13 protein-coding genes and 4 pseudogenes are annotated in these 24,497 nt (G+C 68.3%); 7 read left to right on the top strand and 10 right to left on the bottom strand.

From position 1 onward, the window contains the following. Positions 1-334 precede the first annotated feature (334 nt). On the bottom strand, positions 335-904 hold the full coding sequence (locus SNE206_RS31670; protein ID WP_407916981.1) for a hypothetical protein: 570 nt from the start codon (positions 902-904) through the stop codon (positions 335-337). 222 nt (positions 905-1,126) lie between these two features. On the opposite strand from SNE206_RS31670, the gene SNE206_RS31665 reads away from it, so the two are divergent. Beyond that, on the top strand, positions 1,127-2,365 hold the full coding sequence (locus tag SNE206_RS31665) for an IS701 family transposase (protein WP_407917019.1): 1,239 nt from the start codon (positions 1,127-1,129) through the stop codon (positions 2,363-2,365). Positions 2,366-3,055: 690 nt separating this feature from the next. Here the strand turns inward: SNE206_RS31665 and SNE206_RS31660 are convergent. Further along, positions 3,056-3,763 (bottom strand): annotated as a pseudogene (locus SNE206_RS31660) (transposase family protein); the annotation flags it as partial. Positions 3,764-4,347: 584 nt separating this feature from the next. On the opposite strand from SNE206_RS31660, the pseudogene SNE206_RS31655 reads away from it, so the two are divergent. Beyond that, positions 4,348-4,566, top strand: a pseudogene (locus tag SNE206_RS31655) (transposase); the annotation flags it as partial. Positions 4,567-4,680: 114 nt separating this feature from the next. Here SNE206_RS31655 and SNE206_RS31650 read toward each other — a convergent pair. Then, entirely contained in the window at positions 4,681-5,520 is an 840-nt protein-coding gene (locus SNE206_RS31650) for an IS5 family transposase (RefSeq protein WP_407916980.1), read from the bottom strand. A 466-nt stretch (positions 5,521-5,986) separates the two neighbouring features. Here SNE206_RS31650 and SNE206_RS31645 point away from each other — a divergent pair, with 466 nt between their 5' ends. The 3 genes and pseudogenes from SNE206_RS31645 (at position 5,987) to SNE206_RS31635 (ending at position 8,320) form a co-directional block, all read left to right on the top strand. Then, the gene (locus SNE206_RS31645) at positions 5,987-6,826 is read left to right on the top strand and encodes an IS5 family transposase (protein WP_407916979.1); all 840 of its coding nucleotides are present in this window, start codon (positions 5,987-5,989) and stop codon (positions 6,824-6,826) included. A 110-nt stretch (positions 6,827-6,936) separates the two neighbouring features. Continuing rightward, positions 6,937-7,488 (top strand): transposase, encoded by a 552-nt coding sequence (locus SNE206_RS31640; RefSeq protein ID WP_407916978.1) that lies wholly within the window; start codon positions 6,937-6,939, stop codon positions 7,486-7,488. 84 nt (positions 7,489-7,572) lie between these two features. Next, positions 7,573-8,320 (top strand): annotated as a pseudogene (locus tag SNE206_RS31635) (transposase family protein). On the opposite strand, the gene SNE206_RS31630 reads toward SNE206_RS31635, so the two are convergent. Next, entirely contained in the window at positions 8,312-8,668 is a 357-nt protein-coding gene (locus SNE206_RS31630) for a hypothetical protein (RefSeq protein WP_407916977.1), read from the bottom strand. The pseudogene SNE206_RS31635 and the gene SNE206_RS31630 overlap by 9 nt on opposite strands. A gap of 446 nt (positions 8,669-9,114) precedes the next feature. Between SNE206_RS31630 and SNE206_RS31625 the strand changes: the two genes are divergently transcribed. Then, entirely contained in the window at positions 9,115-9,447 is a 333-nt protein-coding gene (locus SNE206_RS31625; protein WP_407916976.1) for a hypothetical protein, read from the top strand. Positions 9,448-9,631: 184 nt separating this feature from the next. Here SNE206_RS31625 and SNE206_RS31620 read toward each other — a convergent pair whose 3' ends face one another. From SNE206_RS31620 to cas7u, 6 genes are all read right to left on the bottom strand, one after another. Then, entirely contained in the window at positions 9,632-11,566 is a 1,935-nt protein-coding gene (locus tag SNE206_RS31620; RefSeq protein WP_407916975.1) for a UvrD-helicase domain-containing protein, read from the bottom strand. Further along, positions 11,563-13,629: an ATP-dependent nuclease gene (locus SNE206_RS31615; RefSeq protein ID WP_407916974.1), complete on the bottom strand. Its 2,067-nt coding sequence runs from the start codon at positions 13,627-13,629 to the stop codon at positions 11,563-11,565. The genes SNE206_RS31620 and SNE206_RS31615 overlap by 4 nt, the downstream gene beginning before the upstream one ends. 2,338 nt (positions 13,630-15,967) lie before the next feature. After that, a complete protein-coding gene (locus tag SNE206_RS31610; protein ID WP_407916973.1) occupies positions 15,968-17,074 on the bottom strand; it encodes a hypothetical protein in 1,107 nt (368 codons plus the stop codon). A gap of 2 nt (positions 17,075-17,076) precedes the next feature. Next, positions 17,077-20,175 (bottom strand): type I-U CRISPR-associated helicase/endonuclease Cas3, encoded by a 3,099-nt coding sequence (cas3u, locus tag SNE206_RS31605; protein WP_407916972.1) that lies wholly within the window; start codon positions 20,173-20,175, stop codon positions 17,077-17,079. Next, positions 20,172-21,644 (bottom strand): type I-U CRISPR-associated protein Csb2, encoded by a 1,473-nt coding sequence (gene csb2, locus SNE206_RS31600; RefSeq protein WP_407916971.1) that lies wholly within the window; start codon positions 21,642-21,644, stop codon positions 20,172-20,174. The genes cas3u and csb2 overlap by 4 nt, the downstream gene beginning before the upstream one ends. 6 nt (positions 21,645-21,650) lie before the next feature. After that, positions 21,651-22,871 (bottom strand): type I-U CRISPR-associated RAMP protein Csb1/Cas7u, encoded by a 1,221-nt coding sequence (gene cas7u / locus SNE206_RS31595; protein ID WP_407916970.1) that lies wholly within the window; start codon positions 22,869-22,871, stop codon positions 21,651-21,653. A 594-nt stretch (positions 22,872-23,465) separates the two neighbouring features. On the opposite strand from cas7u, the pseudogene SNE206_RS31590 reads away from it, so the two are divergent. Beyond that, a pseudogene (locus tag SNE206_RS31590) lies at positions 23,466-24,497 on the top strand (hypothetical protein); the annotation flags it as partial.

The raw sequence follows: 24,497 nt of genomic DNA, 5'->3' as shown, positions 1-24,497 counted from the left end.
AATCTTGGCCTGGCCCGATCGTCACTGCCGGAAGGTGGGGCGCCCTCGCCCATCGAATTCACCCCCGCCTCTGCTGGCGAAGGCGCCAGCTACTGGATGACCTCCGATGCCGCAGCCCTCTTCGCTGCCTCAGCAGCAGCTGCCTGCACCACAGGTCAGCCACCTAATACTCCAGCTGTAGATCGTGATCTTCATGTGTGGGCGGCTTGCTGCCTGGTCCTCGCCGAGAACCGCCGGAGATGGACACGGTCGAGCGCGCCAGCCAGAGGAGAGCGGGTTTGGCGCAGTCGCAGCCCGATCTCACCCCTCTCGTTCCGGCGGGCGTACGGGCCGGTCAGCATTCCGTGGCGTCCGTAAGATCGTCGATGCCGGTGACCTTCGTTCCGTTGAACTCCACCAGCACGCCGAGTTCGGTCAGGCCGGAGGCGTCGCAGTCGGCGAAGCGGAGTGTCCAGCACCGGCCGCTGCCGAAGGTCACCTCCGGGCCGCCCAGGGCCGTGTCGGCGGGCAATGCAAGCTTGTCCACGGCGGTGTCGCGCGCCAGCCTGCCGAGCTCGGCCCAGTGTCGCAGGGTTCGGGCAACAAAGTAGAAGTCGGGCGGCAACTCACCCGAGGCCACCATCAAACTGACGGTCAGCGATTCGTCAGCATCGGTCGGCCGATAGTCGCTGATCGTCCAACAACGGTACTGCTCTGGAGCTGGCACCTCGACGAACCTGCCCACCTTGGGGACGACGAGTTCCGCGGGCATCTCGGCAAGCATCTGGCCGAGCCGACAGGTCACTTCGCTTTCTGCCCAGCTCTTCACCATGCGTTCCGGGGTTGTGTGGTAGAGCTCGGCGAGCGCGAGGAGTCCGCGCCAGGTGGCGTCGTCCAGGTTGATCCGCAGGTCGGGTCGGCTCATCACTCCATCGTGGCAGAGCGTTGCCGTCCGCGTCTTCGCGCTCCGTTGGCATCCGTCACCGGATCTGAACGAAGACCTCCAACCGTGGTCCGCTGGTTGGGCCGGTGCGGAGATGGGTGCGGCCACCGTTGATCATCGTGAGTTGTGTGGACTTACGAAGAGACGGTGGCCACAGGTCACAGCATAGATCCCGCGCGTTGGCGGGAGGCGTTCGAGGGCCTGATGGGGCGGATCGCGGGCCGGTTCAAGCGGGTTGAGTCCCGGCGCCGGGCCGGGCGGCTGGTGCTCGGGCTGCTGTCGGACCTGCCGCGCAAAAACTGCTGGTCGATCGCGGAGTGGGCCGGGGAGGCCAGCCCGCACGGCATGCAGCACCTGCTGTGCCGGGCCGTCTGGGATGCCGACGCTGTCCGTGATGACGTGCGCGAATACGTGGTCGAACACCTCCGCGACGAGGCCGCGGTGCTGGTCGTCGACGAAACCGGTGACGTGAAGAAGGGCACCCACACCGTCGGTGTCCAGCGCCAGTACACGGGCACGGCCGGAAGGATCGAGAACTCCCAGGTCGTGGTCTACCTCGTCTACGCCGCGAAGCGGGGACACGCAGCGGTCGACCGGGAGCTGTACATCCCGCGCTCCTGGACCTGCGACCCGGACCGCTGCCGGGCAGCAGGGCTCGGTGAGGACACCGCCTTCGCGACCAAGCCGGAACTGGCCCGCACGATGATCGAACGGTTCCTGGATGCCGGACACCACGTCGGCTGGGTCACCGGGGACGAGGTCTACGGCGGCAACCCGAAGCTGCGGACCGCTCTGGAAGAACGCGGCGTCGGCTACGTTCTCGCGGTGGCCTGCCCGGCCGAACTGCCCACCGGCGCAGGCAAGTTCCGCGCCGATGCCCTGGCGCGAAAGGTGCCCAAGCGGGCCTGGCAGAAGCTCTCGGCCGGGCCCGGCGTGAAGGGACAGCGGTTCTACGACTGGGCCGTCATCGACCTTGCCGAAGCAACACCGGGCCACCACCAGCTTCTGATCCGCCGCAACCGCACCAACGGGGAACTCGCCTACTACCGCTGCCACTCCACCACGCCGGCACCCCTGGCCACCCTGGTCAAGGTCGCGGGTTCCAGATGGCGGGTGGAGGAAACGTTCCAAAGTGAGAAGGGGCTCGCCGGACTCGATGAGCACCAGGTCCGCCGCTACCCCTCCTGGGCCCGCTGGGTCACCCTCGCCATGCTGGCCCACGCCTTCCTCGCCATCGTCCGCGCCGACGAACACGCACACCGACCCGCACCGGACGACCTGATCCCCCTGACCTGCAACGAGATCCAGCGCCTGCTCATCACTGTTGCTGTCCACTCCGATCACGGCACGGCCCACCGGCTCGCCTGGTCCACCTGGCGACGTCGCCACCAGGCACGATCACAAGCCAGCCATTATCGCCGACAAGCCGCATCCGAGACATGAAGATCACGATCTACAGCTGGAGTACTAATCCCTACCGACCTTGACCAATTCCTCTACCACGACATTCAGCCGCCCATCCTTCGCGCAGGTTGGCGGCCGAGTTGCGCATGAAAAGCAGAAACCGACTTGCTCTCGTCGCCAGGCCGAATTGCCCTCTGATCCTCGACCCATATTCGGTAGGCCGCTTGGCCTACTATATCCCAGAAGGCTGTCCAGCGTTCTGCCTCTGTGCGGTGGGCGGGCACGGTCAATCCTCCTGATTTTCAGGTAAGAGGGTTTTCGGCATGCCGAAGGCAGAATCGGGCTGACGTCCATTTTGCTACGAGCCTCAGACCTTCATCATCTCGGGCATGATTCCGATGGTCAGCGCAATTTCATCGAGGTCAGGCATCAGTCCATCCAAAGAGGGGCGTTACCCTTACAGGAATCCCTTGACTTCACTCCAGGCATGATCATCAAGCTGCAGGCCGACTCAACCAGGCTCCCCCTCCTCTCGCGGCGGAGCCCCGACGCCCCCTCAAAAGAGAACCTACGCGAGGGGATATCTCCCAGCCAAGCAATCCAGCCGGACAGGAAAACATGAATCGGCGTCAGAAATCTTTTGAGTCTGCCATGTCCCTTTGCCCAGAAGCTCGTTGAGCTCACTGAACCCTTCTCATCCTGAGCGCCAGGCGATCTCGATGGTGTGAACGCGGCGACGGTGCGGCTGATGCGGTTGGTGCTGCAGCGGGCCTTGCGGAAGATTTGCCACTGCTTGAGCCGGGCGAAGGCCCGCTCGCCCGGTGCGCGGTAACGGGCATGGTCCCGGTTGAACTGCCTGTACCTCTCTGGAAGATCACGACCCTTGTACGGCGTCCGGACGGTGCCGTGGGCTCCCTGGTAGCCCTTGTCGGCCAGGACCAGCAGCATCCGGGACAGGCAGGCCTGGACGATGCCGTGGGCGCGGGCCGCGGTGATGTCCGCGGTCCGGCCCGGCAGAGCGCGGGAGAACCACAGCGGAGTACCGTCCGGTGCGGCGATGACCTGCACGTTCATCCCGTGTTGCTTGTGCTTTTGCGAGTAGTACGGCTCGTCGGCCTTCACACGGTCGGTGGCGATCAGGGTGCCGTCGAGGATGACGAACCCCTCCGCGGGCGGCTCACGCAATGCCTCCTGGAGGGTGGGCGCGTGCTCGGCGAGGAGGTCAACGGTCTCGGTGACATAGCGGCCGGCCGTCGCGGTGGAGACACCGAATGCCGCACCGAGTTCGGCGAGCGTGGCGTTCCTGCGCAGGTGGACCAAGACCAGCAGAGCCTGCCGGAAGCAGGAGAGGCGTCGCCATCGTGAGTGCCGTTCACGCCTTCGGGCGTAGATCAACCAGGAGACGTGCTCCACGACCTCGTGGGGGACATCGAGCATGGCAGCATGGGGGACCAACAGGGCTCCCGGGTTGAAGCGTTGGCGAGTGAGATCACCAGTGCAACAGCCGGGAGCCCTGTTGCGTCACGCACCACTTCCTCAATCCTGTCGTCACCCTCGCAGCTCAGGATGAGAAGGGTTCACTGAGCCTCTTTCATCCTGTCCTGGGAGGGTGAAATGGCTGGTCAGCGGGTGGAGTAACGGGACGAGGCTCCTGGTCGTTGCGCTGATGTTCTCTACGCACCGTGCCTCGACCGAGGAGCCTCGCTTGGTCTCGTATCCTGCCTGTGAGGATGGCAGCGCCGTTCTGGGGCGGTCTGGCCCATATCCTGCCTGGCTTGCTCGTGGATGCCCTGAGTGTGATCTGCCGGCTGCGCCCGGGACGGTGTGTGTGCCTCCGGGGCGGGGGTCCGTGTCCGAATAGGGGCTTTGCTCCGGCATCGTCACAGGTCTGACCGCTCTTCCAATCCGGTGGCACTCTGTTCCTACCAGGGGTTGGGGAAGACGCGTCCATGATCGCTCATACAGAGGCGGCCGAGCAGGCCGAGGTCGTCATTGGTGTCGACACGCACAAGGACTGCCACGTGGCCGTGGCTCTCAGTACGCTCGGCGTGGTGCTCGGAACCGGGGCATTCGCGGCAACCGCTGCCGGCTACCGGGAGCTGCTGGACTGGGCCCGCGCGCTCGGCCAGGTGAAACGGGCCGGTGTGGAGGGCACCGGCTCCTACGGAGCCGGCCTGACCCGGGCCCTGCGGGCTGCCGGTGTCGAGGTCATCGAGGTCAACCGCCCGAACCGGGCGATGCGCCGCAGGCGGGGCAAGAGCGATGCGGTGGACGCGGAAGCCGCCGCCCGCTCCGTGCTCAGCGGTGAGGCAGCGGTCGTGCCTAACTGGGCGTTTCGTCCCTGGTTTCGGGGGTCAGGTTCCTCGCCAGGTGGGGGTGGTTTCGCCGGTGAGTCGGCGGGTCATGAGGCCGATCATTGCGACATGGACCATGGCTTCGGAGCGGGCCGGGAGGGCCTCGTAGTCGCGGGCGAGGCGGCGGTGGTTCATGAGCCAGCCGAAAGTCCGTTCGACGACCCAGCGGCGGGGCTGGATGACGAATCCCCTGGTGGCGGGGTCGCGGCGGACGATCTCGACGTCGATGCCCAGGGCGGCGCCGTGTTCGACGACGGCGTTCTTGTAGCCCATGTCGGCCCAGGCCTTGCACACGGTGGGATGCTCGGCGGCGACCCGGGTCAGTAGCTGGCGGCCGGCAGTGCCGTCCTGGACACTCGCGGCGGTGACCAGCACCACCAGCAGCAGGCCCATCGTGTCGGTGACGATGTTGCGTTTCCTGCCGACGATCCTCTTCCCGACATCGGGGCCCTGGGTCGAGGTGGGGACGTTCGTGGAGGTCTTCACGCTCTGGGAGTCGACGATGCAGGCCGACGGCTCCGGATCTCGACCCTCGGCAGTGCGGACCAGGCGCCGCAGCAGGCCGTTGAGCTGATCGAACACCCCCTCCTTCTGCCAGCGGGCGAAGTAGGCGTAGACGGTCTCCCAGGGCGGGTAGTCGTGCGGGAGGTAGCGCCAGGGGATGCCGGTGCGGTCGACGTAGAGGATCGCATCGAGGAGGTCGCGCAGGTCGTGCTCCGGCGGGCGGCCGAAGGCCAGGGCCCGTGCGGTGCGTTCCTGGCGCCAGGCGGTCAGTGTGGGTTCGATCAAGGCCCAGCGGGCGTTGGACAGGTCGCTTGGATACGGTCGACGATCCGTCATGACGACGGCATACTGCGCAATCGTCACCTTGGCCAGAGACCGCGGGATCCGAGGGACAATCGTGCTGCAGCCCGGCCTCCTGGGATGAGACAGGACGAATAGTGCAGTTCCGGCGGACTTTCGTACGCGCGTTGCACTCCTGTCACGGCAGCCCCTGGAGGCATCATGCGTGGGACGTCCAAGCAGCCTGAAAATCAGCGTAAATCGTAGCTTCAGGCGGCGAAACGCCCAGTAACTGGGCGTTTTGCCCTTGCAGGCCCTGGTTTGTAGTGTTTTGCGGTTCGCTCGGTGACGTGTCTGTGGGGACTGGTGAGATCGGGTCGACAGCAGTGTCGCCTGTACATGGAACACCGCCTGAACTGCGAACTTTCTCCTGTCTCATCCCAGGAAGCCGGGCCTGTGTGTACTTGTCCTGCCGTCGCCGCGGCCCCTGGGCAGAACGGCAGTCCCGCAGTATTCCGTCATCATGACGGATCGTCGACCGTATCCGAGTGACCTGTCCGATGCCCGCTGGGCGCTGGTTGAGCCCACCCTGACCGCGTGGCGGCAGGAACGCACCGCACGCGCCCTCGCCTTCGGACGCCCGCCCGAGCACGACCTGCGCGACCTCCTCGATGCGATCCTGTACGTCGACCGCACCGGCATCCCCTGGCGCTACCTCCCGCACGACTACCCGCCCTGGGAGACCGTCTACGCCTACTTCGCCCGTTGGCAGAAGGAGGGCGTGTTCGAGCAGCTCAACAGCCTGCTGCGGCGCCTGGTCCGCACCTACGAGGGACGTAATCCCGAGCCCACGGCCTGCATCGTCGACTCCCAGAGCGTGAAGACCTCCACGAACGTCCCCACCTCGACCCAGGGCCCCGATGTCGGGAAGAGGATCGTCGGCAGGAAACGCAACATCGTCACCGACACGATCGGCCTTCTGCTCGTGGTCCTGGTCACCGCCGCGAGCGTCCAGGACAACGCCGCGGGCCGGCAACTGCTGACCGCCGTCGCCACCGACCATCCCACTGTTCGCAAGGCCTGGGCCGACATGGGCTACAAGAACGCCGTTGTCGAACACGGCGCCGCCCTGGGCATCAATGTCGAAATCGTCCGCCGCGACCCCACGACCAGGGGATTCGTCGTCCAGCCCCGCCGCTGGGTCGTCGAGCGTAGTTTCGGCTGGCTCATGCAACACCGCCGCCTCGCCCGCGACTACGAAGCCCTCCCGGCCCGCTCCGAAGCCATGGTCTACGTCGCGATGATCGGCCTCATGACCCGCCGACTCACCGGTGAAACCACCCCCACCTGGCGCGGAACCTGACCCCCGAAACCGCGGACGAAACGCCCAGTAAGAACGGCGACGGGCCCGTCGAGGCGATCCAGGTTCCGAAGGTTGCCAAGGACTCCGCGGTCAAGGCTCGGGTCCAGGCCGTGAACCAGCTCAGGTCGGTCCTGATCAGCGCGAGCCCCCGGGTGCGGGAACCACTGGAGGCCCTGCCGCTGCCTCGGCTCATCGTCCAGTGTGCTGCAGAGGGCTGGAGTGGACTGGCACCGGCGGAGGAGGCTGTCGTCCACACGCTCGGCAGCCTCGCCCGGCGCATCCAGTTCCTCGATGCGGAGATCAAGGACGTCCTCAACCGGATGACGTCGATGATCCAGGCAACAGCCCCCGAACTGATGCAGGTGCAGGGCATCGGGCCGGACTCGGCCGCTGCCCTGCTCATGGCGGCAGGCGACAATCCTGACCGCCTGCGCGGCGAGGCGTCCTTCGCTGCCCTGTGCGGAACCAGCCCGGTCGAGGCGTCCTCGGGCAAGACCAATCGGCGCAGGCTCAGCCGCGGCGGCAATCGGCAGACCAACGCCGCCCTGTTCCGGGCAGTTCTCTCCCGTCTGCGCTGGGACCCCGCAACCCAGGAGTACATGCGTCGTCGCACCACAGAAGGCCTCTCGAAGCGAGAGATCATCAGATCATCCGCTGCCTGAAACGCTATCTCGCCCGCACCATCTACAAGATCATCCGTGCCAGCCTACCTCTGCCGGCCGCCACTTGAAATCCATAGGGGCATCATGCTCGACGTCCCGTACGAGCTGGTCGAGCACGTCTCGTGGCTGATCTGTACCCGAAGGCGTGAACTGGGATCGCGATGGCGGAAGTTGAGCTGCTTCAGGCAGGCCCTGCCGGTCCTGGCCCACCTGCGCAAGAACGAGACCCTCGCGCAGATCGGAGCGGCCTTCGGTGTGCCGGAGGCGACGGCCTGGAGGTACGTCGACGAGACCATCGAGGTCCTGGCCGCATGGGCGCCGGGTCTGCGTGAGGCCCTGGCAGTCCTGGGCGAGGGCGACTTCGTGATCGTGGACGGCACGCCGATCCCGACCGACCGGATCGCCGCGGACGAGCCGTACCACTCGCAGAAACACCGCAAGCACGGGATGAACGTGCAGGTCATCGCCACACCGGACGGAACTCCGCTGTGGTTCTCCCGAGCCCTGCCAGGGCGCACCCACGACCTGACCGCCGCCCGGGCCCACGGCATCGTCCAGGCCTGCCTGACCCGCGAGATCCTGGTGCTCGCCGACCGGGCCTGCCAAGGTGCCGGCGCGACCGTCCGCACCCCCCACTACCGACACCACGAACTCCCCGACCACTACAAGCAGTACAACCGCGACCATGCCCGCCCTACGCGCCCCGGGCGAACACGCCTTCGCCCAGCTCAAGACATGGAAGATCTTCCGCAAGGCCCGGTGCTCGACCAACCGCATCAGCCGCCTGATCGCCGCCGTCCACACCCTCATGACCTGCGAAAATTCAGGATGAAAGAGGCTCACTGTGATCAGCATTGGGGGCGGGTATCAGTCGGACCTGACAGATGAGCAGTGGGCGATAGTGCCGCACCGGCAGAGTGCGGAGGGACGACAGCGGCACGCTCGGGGCACCGGTCGTCAGGAAGCTGCAATGGTGCCGCACGGCAGGGTCCGGAGCGACCACGTCGAACGTCCAGCTGGTGGACAAGTCGTCGGGGCTGCGATGGTGCCGTACCGGCAGGGTCCGGAGCGACGCCGCAGCGTCGAATTCCTCCAGCCAGTAGTAGAGGCTTCGATGCTGCCGCACCGGCAAGGCGCGGAGGGACGAGGGCGCGGTGATCGAGCAGCCGGTGTTCAACAAGCGGCCATGGTGCCGCATCGAGAGGGTGCGGAGGAAACTCGCCAACGACGGTACCCAGGACCGGGTTTCACTGTGGCCGCGACGGTGCTGCACCACACAGGTGCAGGGGAACGGCCCGCCGCATCTCTGACACGTTGCCGCACCACGCAAGTGCGGAGGAACAGCGCCGCCGTGGCGCGGTCGCGGGCGACCAGGTTGCTGCGATGGTGCCGCACCGGCAGGGTGCAGAGGGACACCATGGAGACTGAGTTCGAGCTGTTCCTGCACGAGCTGCGATGGTGCCGCACCGACAGGATGCGGAGCGACTTGGCGTGGTTCCGGGTGTAGTCCGCAGGTGAGTTACTGCGATGGTGCCGCACCGGAAGGGTGCGAAGCGACTTCGGACGTAGGTGCTGGACAATACTTCCCTGATGATTGCGTGAGTTCACGCATCAGGGAGGCTTCGGTTGGCCGAGTGGCACGTGATGTGGGTACCCGATCCGGACCGTTTGGGCGCTCTCCCGCCGGAGGGCGTCCTGGGGGTCCAGGATCTGCCGGCGGCGGTGGCCCGGATCGGACTCCGGCCCGGTGATCCGGTGTTCGTCCCGCCGGACGGAACGGTGGACCCCGGACTCCTGGAGTTCGTCCTGTCGAGCGGCTTCCAGCGACTGGACCGGGAGGCGAAGCGGAACTACGCGACGGACATCCGGCCGCTGTTGACGTTCCTGTCCTCACGGGGGGTGCCGTTCGGAGATCGGCCCGGCGACCCTGACAATGTCGTATGTTTCCCGGGCTCCTGACCGGGGATCAACGGCGACTGGGGCGGGCTGGGCTAGTCGATGCTGTCCAGTGCATCCATACCTGACGATTGCCCTTGGTCGATCATCTATACCACGCCAGTGACGAGATGGGTGACCTCCTCCCGCACCGTCCAGCGGCGCCTGGAACACGAGGTAGGAAGGTCTTGCTGGCTCGTGGTGGATCTCAGTGACGGACCCCGGGCACTCCTGCCTGCTTGAGCAAGCTGAAGAGTGGGGTGAGGAGGCCTGTTCGGGGCCTCTGATCGGTGGTAAAGATCAGTCGTTGGCCAGCCCTGGACAGGCCGACGAAGAACGTGGATGTTCCTTCAGCCGGGTCGTTCCCGAATGCCCACCATTGATCCTCGCGAATGCCCAGGAAGAACACGGTGTGGTATTCGAGGCCCTTGCTTCGGTGAGCGGTGAGCAGGACGACCGCATCCGCAGACTCGAAATCGTCGAGCGCCCCCTTCCAACTGCTGGCCGTCTGGGACACGGCCGCCAGGCGCGCCTGGAAGGCGCCGGTGAGTGTGTCGAGATCGTCGCCGGGCGTCGTCGCTTTCACATACCGGTGTAGGGCGGCGGGATCGGCGAGGTCGAGCAGTTGATGGAGGGTCTCCGCTGCTGGGGTGGTTGCCGACGGGTGGGACTTGAGCCAGGTGCGCAGCGTAGTTGTCATGGTGGCCAGCTTGTCGCCGATGCGGCGCTGGGCTTCCTCGTCGTCGCCCGCGCCGTATACCCGGCTCATGGTTGCCGCGACCTCTCGCCACACCGGGACCAGGCCCGCGGGCTCGTCGGCCAGGCGCAGCAGCCCGAGGAGCAGGCGGGCGGTCTCGTTCTTCAGCAGGTCCTGCAGGGTCATCTTGCCGACGCGTTCGTCGTCGTTTCGGACCTTGATGCCGTGGGCGGCGAGGTGGGAGCGGAACCGTGGCTCGAAGTCGGCGATCTTCTGGCGGGCGATGAGGGCGAAGTCGACTGGTCGTCGGTCGGAGGAGGCGATGTCGTTGGCGATCCAGTCGGCGATGGTCTCAGTCTCGCTGGCCGGGGTGGGGAACGCCCACAACTGCACTGGATCCTGGCTGGTTTCGGAGGCGGCTTTGGACGTGGCTTTCACTGCGGTTGGGTCCAGTCGGCTTGCGATGATGTGCTGGAGTTCGACGAGGGCGGCGTTGGAGCGGAAGTTCCACTCCAACGGGTAGACCGTGGCACTGAAGGCGTCCTTGAAGCGCTCGAATGCCTCCGGCAGGGCGCCGGCCCATCCCATGATCCGCTGCTTGCCGTCTCCGACGGCGGTTACTGCGGTGTCCTCGCCGAACACTGAGCGAAGAAAGGAGAACTGGGCGGTGGTCGTGTCCTGGAACTCGTCGACGAACACGATGGGATAGGTCTGGCGCAAGGCGCGCTTGAGCTTCGGCACGGTACGGACGAGGAGTTCGGCCAGCCGGTTGATCATGGTGAAGTCGAGCTGTGCCGTTTCCCGGAGCAGGTGGTGTGTGCGCCACCACTCGTAGGCGGCGTAGGACCGGGAGTCGAGGTCGGCAGGCGAGGGCAGATTCGCGGGCAGGTCCCATCCGCCGACAACGTCGGCGAGGAACCGACCGGACTGGATCCGCGCGCCGCCGTTCCGCAGGGCGGCAGGGGTGGTGCGCGCGATGGTGTTGAGGAAGTCGTCCACCTCGCGCTGGGCCGCGAAGTGGATGTCGTATCCCCCGGCCAGGCGCCAGGGCTGGGGCAGAGCCGTCGCGAAGCGGTCGACCAGCCCTTTGGTGAAGGCGTCGAAGGTCATCGATACGAAACGGCCGGCGTGCTCCGGCGTCCGGGCTGCGACCCTGCGGCCCAGGTTGGCGGCAGCATCCCGCTTGAACGAGATCGCCAGGATGCGTTGCGGGTACGGGCAGATGCCGGTCTGCAGGAAGTAAGCGGCCCGTTGAGCGAGGAACTCGGTCTTGCCGGCGCCCGGTCCCGCCACGACCGCCACGCTGCCCGGGTCTTGCAGTGCCTCCCACGCGGTCGGCTCCAGGTCGTCGATCCCAGATGGCTTCCATCCCTCGTACTGGGGTGCGCCGGTGGCTGGCGAGGCTGGCAAAGGCGCTGGGTCCGGGGCGCCGATGTCCGGGCTCACAGTCCGGCCTCGCATCGGATGTGCTCCACGAGGGTTTTGAGGAAATCGGGTGCGCTGGCCTTCAGGTCCTCGTCACTCAGACGCGTGAGCGCACGCAGGTGGGTGCTCGGCTTCGAGCGGCCCAGGAACAGGTAGCGATACCAGCGCAACAGTTCGATCCGATCGGCGTTGCTCCAAAAGTCCTTCCTGGTGCCCCCGTTCTCGCCCAGGACGGTGTTGCTGGGGTCACTGGACCGAGGGCCGCGATCACCAGGTTCGAGGTGGGTGTAAGCATTCTTGAACTGCCGCAGCATGGCGTAGTCCAGGTCCAGCGGTGTGGCGTAGAAGATCCCGAATGTCCGCAGATGACTCAGGATCGACCGGATGGCGGCGACGTCGAGGTCGTCGTGGATGGCTTCGACGGTGTCGTAGTCAAGTCCTTGCAGCGGGTCGTGCCCGTTGGCGATGAGCTGGTTGCAGACGTCGCGCAGGTGACCCGGGCCGCCGCCGTCCTTGCCGTAGTCGAGGTCCAACAGTGTCGCGTGAGGGATCTTCAGGTCGTTGAGTAGCTTCCACATATGGTTGGTGTGCCGGCCTCCGAAGGGCACCACTGCGACGAACGAAGGGTCCAGATGGATGCCGAAGGCCCGCGCGATACGAGGGATGACGACCTCTTCGGAGTCACCTTCGCCGAGCACCACGAACTTCGCAAAGTACAACTCCGGGTGCGCGTAAACCGCCTCCCGCAGGTACTTGCCCTCCTCGGAGGTGCTGACAGGAAGGCTGATCTCGCGCACCGACGCGGACGCGGTCAGCGGCTCGACGCGGAAGTAGCGCACGTCCTCAGGGCGGATGCGGGTCATGACGCTCGCGGAGTGGCTGGACAGGACCGCCTGGGTCGCGAGCCCGGCACTCAGCGCGTGCAACTGGCCGACGATGCGGGACAGGTAGAACGGCGAGAGGCTGTTTTCTGGCTCCTCGACCGCGATCAGGGTCAGGTCCGGCAGCCGGGCGGTGTCCAGGGTGAAGTCACCGCTGTGGCGACCCTCGACGACAGCGGCCTCGACGTCGAGGGCCGCCGAGACTAGCGCTAGGTGCAGCAGGGAGCGCTGACCGTCGCTCAGCAGGCGAGCCGGCCGGGGCTGGCTTCCGTGGTCGGGCTCAAAGATCAGCTCGGAGTTGCGGACCAGCTGGTCGAAGTCGTCGTCCAGCAGCTGCAGCCGGGGATTAGCGTGGGTGCCGCCGCCGTGTAGCTCCTGCCAGCGGGCGCTCAGCGCCGTCTCGACTGCCTTGACTACCGGCTCGTCGGTGAACGTCCGGGCAACATCGGCTGCATTGCCGCGGACGGCGTCATGCAGGCGGTTCGACCACTGCGCCGCCCGCCAGAGCCGGCCGCGCAGGAAGTTCGCCACCTGGCGCACCCCATCGCGGGATGCCGGAATGTAGATCATCTGGATCCGGCTGCGCTCAGCGGGAGTCAAGGGCGCGTAGTCAGCATCACCGTACTCGTCGGCCAGCGTGTTGACGACCACGCGCTCCTCGGTGATCGTGCCGTCCACCGTGCCGTCGTCGACCCACTCGGCTTTGAGGACCACCCGAACCTTCAGCTCACCGTCCTGACTGGCGACCATGCGCCTGAAGAACTCCGGGACCGCCCGCGCCACAGCGACCTGCGCAGGGGACTCGCCCTCGTCCTCCTCGCCCATACCATCGGCGCCACCCGCCTCGGGCTCGGACTCCTCCTCGAGTTCAGGGAACGCGAGCACCGCCTCGATCGTCAGCTCGCGCTTGTCCGTCCTGGCCTCCCCCGCGGACTGCTCGGCGGCGGGAGCTTCCGCGACCGCGTGCTCGGCGGTGGTGTTCTCCACCGCCGCGTGCTCCCGGAGCGGGACATGGAAGTCGTCCACCCGTACGGTCCGCTCCTGCGTGGTGATCCCGAACAACCTCAGCAGCGCCTCGCACGCTGCGGTCTTTCCTGCCCCGTTGGCGCCGATGAACGCGGTCATGCCCGAATCAAGGCGAATGGTGGTACGCCCCGGCCCAAAGCACTTGAAGTTCTCCAGTACCAGCTTCTCGATGAACATTCTTCACTTTCCCGCACACAAGGGGGCATCAGGTGAAATATTGCGCGGATCATCGTATCGAAGTAGCGAGGCCGTGGGGCGTGAATGCGCGACAGTCCGCAAGGCAGCAAACAGTCTCAACCCCAATGGCACGCCAACCGGTAGTGCTGGACCCTCGCCAACCCGTCACTGCTGCTCCCGTCCCCAGCGCATCCGAATGTCCAACGGCGATAAACGGCAGGACAGCGACCGCACCCGACGAGCGGCCACACCTGGCACCAGCCGGACCAGCCCGAGAAGACAAAGACGTTCCTGGCTGCGCCCCAGAGGTGACGTACCATCGGTAACGGGCCCGCCTCAGGCCCGACGTGGAGGCCGACCCACCCAGCTGCGGTTGCTCGGCACCCGCTCCGGCAGTTCAGGGGATGTGGGCCGACTGCGGACTGCTGGCGCCCCAAGGGCGGCAAGACGGTCAGCGGACCTTACGGACCCATGGAGAATGACCTGAACACGTCAATTTGACAGAGGACTGGAAGAATGCCCGGAAGCTGCGATGGTGCCGCACCGGATGACTTCCCCCACCCACATGGTGTCTACGACCAGCGGCTGCGATGGTGCCGCACCAGCGGGGTGCGGAGGGACACGAGAGGGACGCACTGTGGTGGCTGCTGGACACAGGGCTGCGATGGTGCCGTGCGGAGGGACCCCGCCTGCCGGATCGAGGGAGATGAGATCGTCGGCGCTGCGATGGTGCTGCCTCGACAAGGTGCGAAGGAGCGGCGAGCATCTGGTCGCCATGGCGAACAGCGCGGTGTCGCACTGGCAGGGTTCGGAGGGACGACCAACTCAGCTTCTCAGCGTACGACGCGCAGGGGCTACGACGGTGCCGCACCGGAAGGGTACGAAGATCCCCGACAGGGGCGACCAGCTGGATACGGTGTATCAGCAGGGCGCGGAGGGACAATACCGACCGTAGCGACCTAGCGGCGCGCGGCAACCTGCGATGGTGCCACACCGGAAGGGTGCGGAGAGACAGCCAAGTACCGGTACCCGCCGTGATGCGGTTACCGAAACTGCGATGGCGCCGCACCGGCAGGGTACGGAGGGACTAGATGCTGGCGGGCCGGTAGCCAACGGGCAGGACACTGCGATGGTGCTGCACCGGCAGGGTATGGAGGGACGTCGTCCGTCACGAAGTCGTAGTGCTCGCCGCCGTTGCTGCGATGGTGCCGCACCGGAAGGGGGGGCGGAGCGACTCGACTGCGCGGACATCACCTGGACCGCCGCCACCGGGCTGCGATGGTGCCGCACCGACAGGGTGCGGAGCGACGAACCCCGTCGGCCCGTACTACGGGCTGATTGGGCGGCTGCGATGCTGCCGCGCCGGAAGGGTGCGGAGCGACGGCGTCCAGACGGCCGGCGTCGGGGTGGAGAGCGGTCCTGCGGTGGTGCCGCACCGACAGGGTACGGAGCGACTCGGTCGAGTGCAGGTCGACGGGGGCAGGGTGCTTGCTGCGATGGTGCCGCACCGGAAGGGGGTGGAGGGACGCGGCGGCTGGCACGGGCATGGCACTGGTCTTGCCGCTGTGGAAGGGCGCGGAGGAACGGCGGCTTCGGTGGCCAGAACACCTGAGAACTCAACCTACAGCGGAGGAAACTCGCCGACGGCACCGAGGTCCTGGTTCCGCTGCGGCTTCGATGGTGCCGGCGCGGAAGGCCTACGCCGCTGTGACCAGGCCGCCGAGGTCGCCCTTCCTACGATGGTGCCGCACCAGGAATGCACGGAGGGACATATTGGCCACGGCCCGCGATGTCTCGCCCTTCGGGCTTCGATGGTGCCGCACCGGCAAGGTGCGGAGCGACGTAGAACCAGAGGACGAAACGAAGTTGCTCGGCAGTCCTTCGATGGTGCCGTACCGGCAGGGTACGGAGGGACGTCTGCGCACCTTCGTCCTGCAGGGACATGGTCTTGCTGCGATGGTGCCGTACCGGCAGGGTGCGGAGCGGCCCCTTGGAGGAGGTCCAGGCGTTCGCCGATCACGACCTGCGATGGTGCCGCACCGGCAGGGTGCGGAGGGACAGGGCGTTGCGGAGCATCCAGGAGATGGTGTCGCCCCTGCGATGATGCCGCAGCGGAAGGGTGCGGAGGGACGGCGCGTGAGCTGCTGGTTTTCCGGATAGGAGGGTCAGCCGCCGTGGCATGTCGCTCACTTTTCGGGCATTCCGGTCTTTTTGCTTGGGTGCGGTGGGGTGTTTTCGTGTGTGCTTGGGGTTCCGAGGCCGAGGCCGGCGGGGCTTCGGTACGGCATGTTGGCGGTGTGGAGTTGTCAAGGATCGTGTGGTGGGTGGCTGGTGGGGTTCAGGGGTAGAGGCGGTGGCTTGCGGCGAGGGGTCCGTTGGATTGTTTGAGGCCGGTTCGGGGTGCGGTGTAGAGGGCGGTGACGCCGAGGTTGGTGAGCATTCTGGCATTACGGGTGGTGCGGGGTTCGGTGGCGCGGACGGCGGGGTGTTCGAGCAGGACGGTGACGGCGGTGGTGGTGAGGGGTGGTGTCCAGGCGGGCCAGCGCAGGGCGCCGCGGGTGTCGGTGGTGTCCCAGCTGGTGGAAGCCTGGGTGCGGCCGGTGGCGGTGAGGCGGAAGGTGCCGAGGGCGTGGAGGGCGAGCCAGGTGGGGCCGGGGGCGCCGCGCTGGTAGGCCTTGCCTTCGGAGTTGGTGTACGCGTCCCCGAGGGAGCGGTGGTCGAGGTTGGCGGAGGCGTAGTTGGGCACGCGTCGCCAGCCGGTGAGGGCGGCCCGGATCTGCCGGGGGTCCTGGTGGCAGCCCTGGACGGCTTTCTGCATCAGGACGGCGGTGGTCATCTGGCCGGCGGCGGCGATCAGCGGGGTGACGGAGGTGCGCGGCACCGTGGCGGCTCCGGCCGCGGGTTGGGGGGCGCCTTTGACGGTTTTGGGTGCGACGTCGTCGAAGCGCATGCTGTTGGTCAGGGCGGCGAACCAGCGTGCCTGGTGACCGCCGCCCTCGCGTTCGGTGGCGGCGTGTTCGCGCAGTAGCCGGTGGGCGGTGTCGATGGGCATGCGCAGGGCTTCGTTGGGGGCGGTGCGGTCTTCGCGGGTACGGGTCAGGAGCCCGGGAACGTGGGGGAAGCAGTCCCAGCGCGCGTCCTCCCCATCAGGGGTGTCGGTCTCGTCGCCGTCCTGGTTCTCGGTGTCGTCCGTCTCCTCGTCGGGTTCTTCGGGTGCGGCGGCCGTGGTGGTGGGCTTGGGCGGGAGGTGGGTGGTGAGGAGGTCGGCGAGGTCCTCGATGGTGAGGGGCTGGTCGGTGGTGAGGACGGCGGGGGCAGCCGGGCCCTTCCAGTGGAGGCGGGGCGGGGTGGGCAGGGTGGCGGTGGCGAGTTCGAGGACGCCGAGGGCGGCGAGGAAGCCGAGCGCGTCGTCGGAGCGCAGGGCGGGGAGTTCGAGCTGGTGCACGGTCAGTTGCCTTCTTCGGAGCAGGCGATGTCGGCGAGGCGGACGACGGCTTCGAGCACGGCAAGGCCCCAGAAGCCGTAGCGCTGGTTGAGGGCACGGAAGCGGTCCGGGCCGTCCCAGTCGGTGCCGATCACGGCGCTGGAGATCTCGATGGTGGTGTGGTCGGGCATGGTGCACTCGACGAGGACGGGCTCGGGGTCGGGGAAGGCGGGGAACAGGGGGCGGGCGTAGCCGTGGTGGGCGGCGACGAGGTGGGTGATGAGGTCATGGTCGAGGCCGTGGGCGGTGGTGGGGTGGGTGGTGAGCCAGGTTCGGACGGCGGCGGCGCTGAGGGCTTCGTGGCGCAGGTCTTTGGACCAGTTGGCGAGGTGGGCGGCTTGTCGGCGGGCGGTGCGGTTGTTGGGGTCCATGCTGGATTTGGCGAGGGGTTCGGGTAGGGAGTCGGCGTGCAGGGCGTCGCCGGCGCAGAGCATGCACTGCATCCGGGGGTGTTGTTTGCCGCTGTCGTGGGCGGCGGCGGCGAGTTCGATGGCGCGGGTGAGGTCGTCGGGCAGGCCGATGGTGTGGGCGTAGGTGCGGGCGCGCTCCGCGACGGCCTGGTGGTGGTGGGTGAGGGTGACGGTGCGGGTGAGGCTGCTGGTGTCGGGGTCCTCGTCGGCGGTGAGCTGGTAGCGGCCGGTGTCGGCAAGGCGGGGTGGGATGAGGAGGATGCGGGCGGCGGCGGTGCGGTCGGTCAGGACGAGTCCGGAGCGGGTGTCCTGCCGGGTGGGGGTGCTGGTGCGCCAGGCGGTGACTTCCAGCAGGTTCTCCAGGCGGCGGCGTAGGGCAGGGGTGTGGCGGGTGGGTGCGTCGAAGGGGGTGTCGGTGGGCAGGGCGGCGAGCAGGGTGGTGATCGTGGTGCGGACCGTGTCGGTGGTGCTCGGGGTGCCGGGGTGGTCGGGGTCGGCGGTCAGGTCGGTGATGGCCTGTTTGACGGTCGGGGTGAACGTCTCGGGGCTGGTGCCGGTGGTGGCGGCCAGGACGATCGGGTCCAGGCGTAGCGGGGTGGGGGTGTGGTCGGTGGGGTGGTCGCCGAGGTCGGGGACGGGGGTGTGGGGGTCGGCGGTCCAGCCGTAGGCGTCGTGGCCGCCAGCGGTGGTGGGCAGGACGAGGGTGGCTCCGGGTTTCAGGTCGTCGGTGGTTTGGGGGGTGGTCCAGGTGCCGTCGGGTTCGCGTTGGAGGACGGTGGTGCGCAGGCGGGTGGGGGTGGTGCGGGGTTCGAGGGTGGTGTCGGGGGTGGTGCCTTCGAGGTCGCTGGTGTCGGGTGTGCGGCGGGGTTCGGTGAGGAAGCGGCGCACGGTGGGCAGGGGCAGGGTGAGGGTTTCGGTGGTGTGGATGGGGGTGGCGCGGATGTGTTCGGCGAGGGTGTCGGGGTCGGTGGTGTGGGTGGGGAGGTCGGCGCGCCACAGGAGCTGGATGTCGGGTTCGCCGGTGTCGAGGCCGTGGAGGAAGGGGCCGGGGGGTTCGTCGGGGACGGGGATGGGGCTGGTGCGGGCGAAGGCGTCCAGGCGCACCTGGTGGAGTGGGGGGATGTGTGCGCCGGCGCGGGTGAGGGGTGTGGTGTCGGTGCCGGCCAGGAGGGTGGGCAGGGTGGCGGGGTTGAGGAGGAGGCCGTCGGGCAGGAGCGGGGTCAGCTCGGTGGGGTCCTGGGTGTCGTGGGCGGGGGTGTGTTGGGTGAGCCATTGCCAGGTGCGGGCGGCGGCGGTGCCGTAGACGGGGATGCGGTCGGGGTCCTCGGGGTGGTGGGTGCGCACGAGGATGGCGGGGGCGGCGTCGAGGTCGCCGCGGCGGTCGAGGCGGCCGAGGCGCTGGAGGACGGCGGCCCAGTCGCCGCACTCGCTGACCATCGCCCCGAAGGTACAGTCGATGCCCACTTCCAGGGTCTGGGTGCTGACCACGACCAAGGGGCGTTTGCGGTCCGGGTCGACGCCGTCGAGGAGTTCGACCAGCGGTCCGGCGATCAGCAGGTCACGCTCGCCGCCGCGGCAGCGGCCGGTCAGCAGCACCACGTCCACGTCCGCGCGTTGGGCCAGTTGCTGGTGGGCGGCGCGGGCGTGGGCGATCGTGTTGGCGATCACCGCGACCACCGGCAGGTGCAGCAGCGGCAGGACGGCGTCCAGGCCAACCTCGGCGGCGTGGGCGAACGCCTCGGCGGGCTTGGCCGACCAGCCGGCGGCGTCCAGCAGCGTCACGTGGCGTCGGGCGGCGATGCGCCGTCCGGCGACCGGATGGTCGCGGTCGGCATCACCGACGCCCAGGCGGGGGCGGCCGGTGGGGGCGCTGGTCGCCGACAGGCTCACCACCCGCGGTGCCCGCCCCGCCAGTTCCCCGCGCACCGCGGTCTGCTGGTAGGCCGCGGCGTCGGCGGCGGTGGCAAGCAGTGCCTTCGACAGGTGGGCCTCGTCCAGGACGAGGAGGGCGTCATGCCCGGTCAGGGCGGCGTCGATCGGGGCGCGCCGGGGTGAGGTGTGGTAGCCGCGGAACAGCAGGCGGCTGCCGTACTGGTCGACGGTGGAGGTCACCACCAGCGGCTGGGCCGGGCTGCGGACCCAGTTCGCCTCCCAGCGGGTGCCGCCGCGCATCCGCACCACCTCCAACGGCTCTCCGCCGCCGAGGTCGCGCAGCGCGGCAGCGACCTTCGCCCGCACCGAGCCGGCCGGCGCAGCCTTGAGAGCGCCGGCCAGGTCCAGGGCCTGCTGGTGGGCCTGGTCGACCACCAGGCGCCGGTCGACGCAGAAGAACAGCCGCAGCGGCACCCTGCGGTGCCCGCGTCCCAGTCCCTGGCGCTGGTTGCGGGTGTGTTCCTGGGCGAGGAGGAAGAGCCAGATGTCGATGAACGTGGTCTTGCCCAGCGCGGTGGGCACGTCCAGGTCCGGCCAGTCCGCGCCGGCGGCGACCGCGTCCAGGTAGGCGCTCTGCCAGGGGAACGGCGCCCAACCTGCGCAGCCCTCGCACACCACGGTCGTGGTCCCGTCGGGGCAGTGGGTGTGGTGGTGGACCTCCCGGAAGAAGGCCGGGAAGTCGGCCGGCGTGATCACCGGCAGCCGCTCGGATCCCGTCACTGCTCGTCCTCCTGGAGGTGCGGCTCGGGACGGCACAGGCCCAGTCCGAAGTTCTTCTTGCTCCCCAGCACCACCGGCCCCGTGACCGGCGCCGGGAACCTCACCCGCACATGACAGCTCGGCAACGGCCGCTCCCCCTCCTTGCGGCGCACCGGGAACCCGTCCACGGCCCGGGACCCGGGTACGAGCGCGCCGCGTGGGGTCACCTGCACCTGCGTGGGTTCGGGCAGCCCCGCTGCGGTACAGCTAGCCGTGACCGAGTCCGCCCAAGCGGCTTCCTCGTACTTCTTGGGGAAGCGGTCGAGGACCATCGGCAGCACCGTGGTCCACACGGTCGAGGGCCTCTGCCACGTCCAGGGCTGGACGGTCTGCGGCCACGAGTCCTGGCCGGCAGGACTGACCCGTACCAGGTCCAGGGGTTCCCCGTCCGCGAACCGGATCCAGCGCAGGCCCCCGTCGTGGCGAAGGAGGGCGGCGAGCAGTGCCTTGCGGTCCTGCCTGGGCATCTCGCGGGGTAGGGCGATGCCCAGGCCGCGCAGCATCCCATCGGCGTGGTGGTGGCCGGTGAACGGGAGCGCGAGGTAGGCGACCGGGCGCGGGCCGTCCGGGCTGTTCTTGTGGCCGTGGACCGTGGTCATCGCCTCGACGTCGTGGCCCATCGCCTCCAACGTGCCCATCACCATGCTCCGCAGCTGGCCAGTCAGCTCCAGCGTCCACCGCGGATCCAGCGCCACACCCGGTACGAACGAGAACGTCAGCAGGTCACCGAACGGCCCGTCCACCACCGTCTCCTCGTCCCTGAGGGTGTGGTCGGGGTCGAGGTAGTGCCGGACGACCGACTGGCTCCAGGTCGGCTGCTGCTCGGCAAACGCCTCCTCCAGCCACGCCAGATAGCCCCGGTAGGGGACCCGGATGGGTAGCGCACCGACCGGGTACTCGCCGTCGGCGGCCGGCACCCAACGCCGGCGCCCCCCGTCCTGCTCTTCGGCCGGGCCAGGGCCGCACCAGGCGTCCAGCAGACCGGCACCGGTGGAGCGCCCGAAGTACGGTACCCGGTGGGCCAGTTCCTTCAGCACCGGGGCGAGCTCCTCCCCCGGGTCCGCGGCCCAGCTGAACACCATCCGTGTCCCGGACAGCGTCTTCTGCGCCCACGTGCGCGGCACCCCACCGGCTGTGCGTCCCGGCAGCAGGCCGTGGGTCACCTTCTTCGGGTCCACGATGTTGGTCACCACCCACGCCGCCCGCGGGTGCTCCGCCTCCAGCGGCCTGGCCGGCACCGTGACCACCGGCGGCTCCTGGGCCTCCAGCCAGGACAGCGCCATCCGGTGCCCGGCCTCCTCGAGGTCGGCGTGCGCGACCAGCGCGCAGAACAGCCGGGCCGGGTGCGGCGGCCACTCGGCCCGCTCACCGTCCATGCCCGTCGCCTGGTAGAGCGGCTCCAGCAGCTCCACCGAGATGTGGAAAGGCATGACGCTCTACTCGCCTTCCGCCTCGCCGATGCCCTCCAGGCGGAACGAGCGCTCGATCGCCTGCTGCACCTGGACGTTCGGCCACAGCCGCACCGGCTCCTTCGCCCACACCAGGCCCGCCTCCTCGGCCCGGGCCCGCGCGAACGCGAACAGCTCCAACGCCTGCGCCGCTGTCTCCAGCTCCAGCGGCTCCGTCACCGCCACACCCTCACGCCCGCGCCCGACCCACTCGATGCGCTCCGACACCAGCAACAGGTCACAGCCCGACCGCAGCCGCACCGCCGGCGCAGCGAACGCCAGCCGGTCCCCCAACAGCGCCAGCGCCGCCAACAGCGCCCGCGCGGCCCGCACGTACTCCCTCGGCGCGTCGCCGAAACGCAGCGCCCGCAGGCCCGCCGGGGCCAGGCTCGCGTTGCGTTCGATCGCCCGCACCGTTACCCCGCCCAGCCCTTCGACCGGCGGGATCATGCCGTGCCCGACCGCCGACGCCTTGAGCGTCTTGCCCTTGCCCTTCTTGCCCGTGCCCTCCACCGGCCGCCACCCATCAGCGGTCAGCTCTACCGTGTCGCCGGGGAAGTTCCACACATCCAGACGCCCCGCCGCCCGCTTACCGGACAGCGGGTGCAGGCCCACCATCTCCGAGGTGTAGGCGCGGGGCACCTTCAGCTGCACCCGGCGCTTGCGGTGCGAGTCCCACAGCCCGTACACCAGGTCCGTCGGCGCCGACGCCAAAAACGCCCGTACGTCCCCCGTTCCCGCATCGCGCAGCGCCCGCCCCAGAGCCGTGTCGTCGAACTTCGTACCGGACTCGTCCGTCGCATCCCTGAAGTAGGCGTCCCGGGAGCGGTGCGGGGCGTCGAGGTTCGTCATCCGCAGCGCCCGGCCCTCCGCGGTCAGGTGCAGCGCCAGATGCGGCACCAGCACCTCACCCTGGTCGACCGCCTCCAGCAACGCCGTCTCGCAGCGGTTCGCCTGCGACTGCCGCTGATCCAGCAGAACCACCCGCGCGGACTCACCACCGATCCACCGGTCCTCGAACAGGTGGCCCGGCCCGTCGGTGTCCTTCTCCCTGCCCGTCGCCGGATCCTTCTGCTTGACCTTCACCGTCGGCGGCGCCACCGGCGCCCCTACCCCGGCCACCGGTTCATAGCGGGCCGTGATCCGGATCCCGCCGTCCGTCGACAGCCCACTCGCTGCCTCGGCCAGCCGCTCGTACAACGCCTCCATGAAAACCCTCCTCGGACAGAACCTCTCGGACAATTCGCATCGAAGCAGCCGCCACCGACAGCCCTCACCACTTCGAGTGACTGATCGTCAAAAGTGCTTTACCGAAGCATGGTTTGCGGTAAAGGGTGCCACCGTTGCCGCGCAATGCCTCTTCGCACCACCTCGGCGACAAGGCCGCCCGTTCGGGCTTCGCCGCGACCCTCTGCCAGCAGCGCGAAGGGGCCCGGCTCAGGCTTTCGCGCCCGGCGGCGAGTTGGCTGCTTCCGGGCCGTTGGCGCAGGCGCCGACGCTGTCGGCGGTCCGAACCTGGTTGCGACGGTCACCACACCTGAGGCGCCCGATCGTTGTACCGCCACGGCGAAGGGGCAGCCCAGAAACCCGTCGACCCCGGACCTTCCGCACCTCCCGACCTACTTTGACTTGATGGCCATCGGCAACATGCTAAACCGAATTAACAAGACGACATCCACACCCCTCAAGGTAACAAATCGGCAAACAGTAACGTCATGGCCCTTGTATTAGCAGGGCCAGCGCCACCAGCATCTGCGCCCATGGAGATTCGATTTAGCACGCTGGAAACGCTGGGGGAACCTCATGCGTAGACACTCGGCCGCACCCGGACGCCACGTCGTCCTTCGCCTGCTGCTCACGCTGCTGTTCTGTCTGCCCGTGGGCTCGGCACTGACCGCTCATCAGGCGGTTGCCGCCACGACCGACCTGGTCAATCCGGGGTTCGAGACGGGCAACCTGAACGGCTGGGCGGCCTCGGGCACCGCGTTCCAGAACGCGGTCACCTCGGAGGCCGGCTGGGGCTGGGGCTGCTGCTTCAACCAGCAGGGCACCTACCACCTGTGGGGTTACAAGGGCGGCACGGACACAGCGGTCGGCACCCTGACCTCCGACGCCTTCACCCTCTCCGGTACGGGCATGGTGAGCCTGCTCGTCTCCGGCGGACAGGACCTGAACAACCTGTACGTGGCGCTGGTCGCGGCCGACGGGACCGTGCTGCAGAAGGCCACCGGCACCAACGACGAGGCGTACCGCCGCGTGACGTGGGACGCCCGCGACCGCATCGGACAGCAGCTGCGGATCAAGGTCGTCGACCAGGCCACCGGCGGCTGGGGCCACATCAACCTCGACGACGTCCGCACCGGACTCGACCAGCCGCCCGCCGGTACGGCTTCCCTGGTCAATCCGGGGTTCGAGACGGGCAACCTGAACGGCTGGGCGGCCTCGGGCACCGCGTTCCAGAACGCGGTCACCTCGGAGGCCGGCTGGGGCTGGGGCTGCTGCTTCAACCAGCAGGGCACCTACCACCTGTGGGGTTACAAGGGCGGCACGGACACAGCGGTCGGCACCCTGACCTCCGACGCCTTCACCCTCTCCGGTACGGGCATGGTGAGCCTGCTCGTCTCCGGCGGACAGGACCTGAACAACCTGTACGTGGCGCTGGTCGCGGCCGACGGGACCGTGCTGCAGAAGGCCACCGGCACCAACGACGAGGCGTACCGCCGCGTGACGTGGGACGCCCGCGACCGCATCGGACAGCAGCTGCGGATCAAGGTCGTCGACCAGGCCACCGGCGGCTGGGGCCACATCAACCTCGACGACGTCCGCACCGGACTC

Source organism: Kitasatospora sp. NE20-6 (genome assembly GCF_045862635.1).
This window is presented reverse-complemented; position numbering and strand designations above follow the sequence as displayed.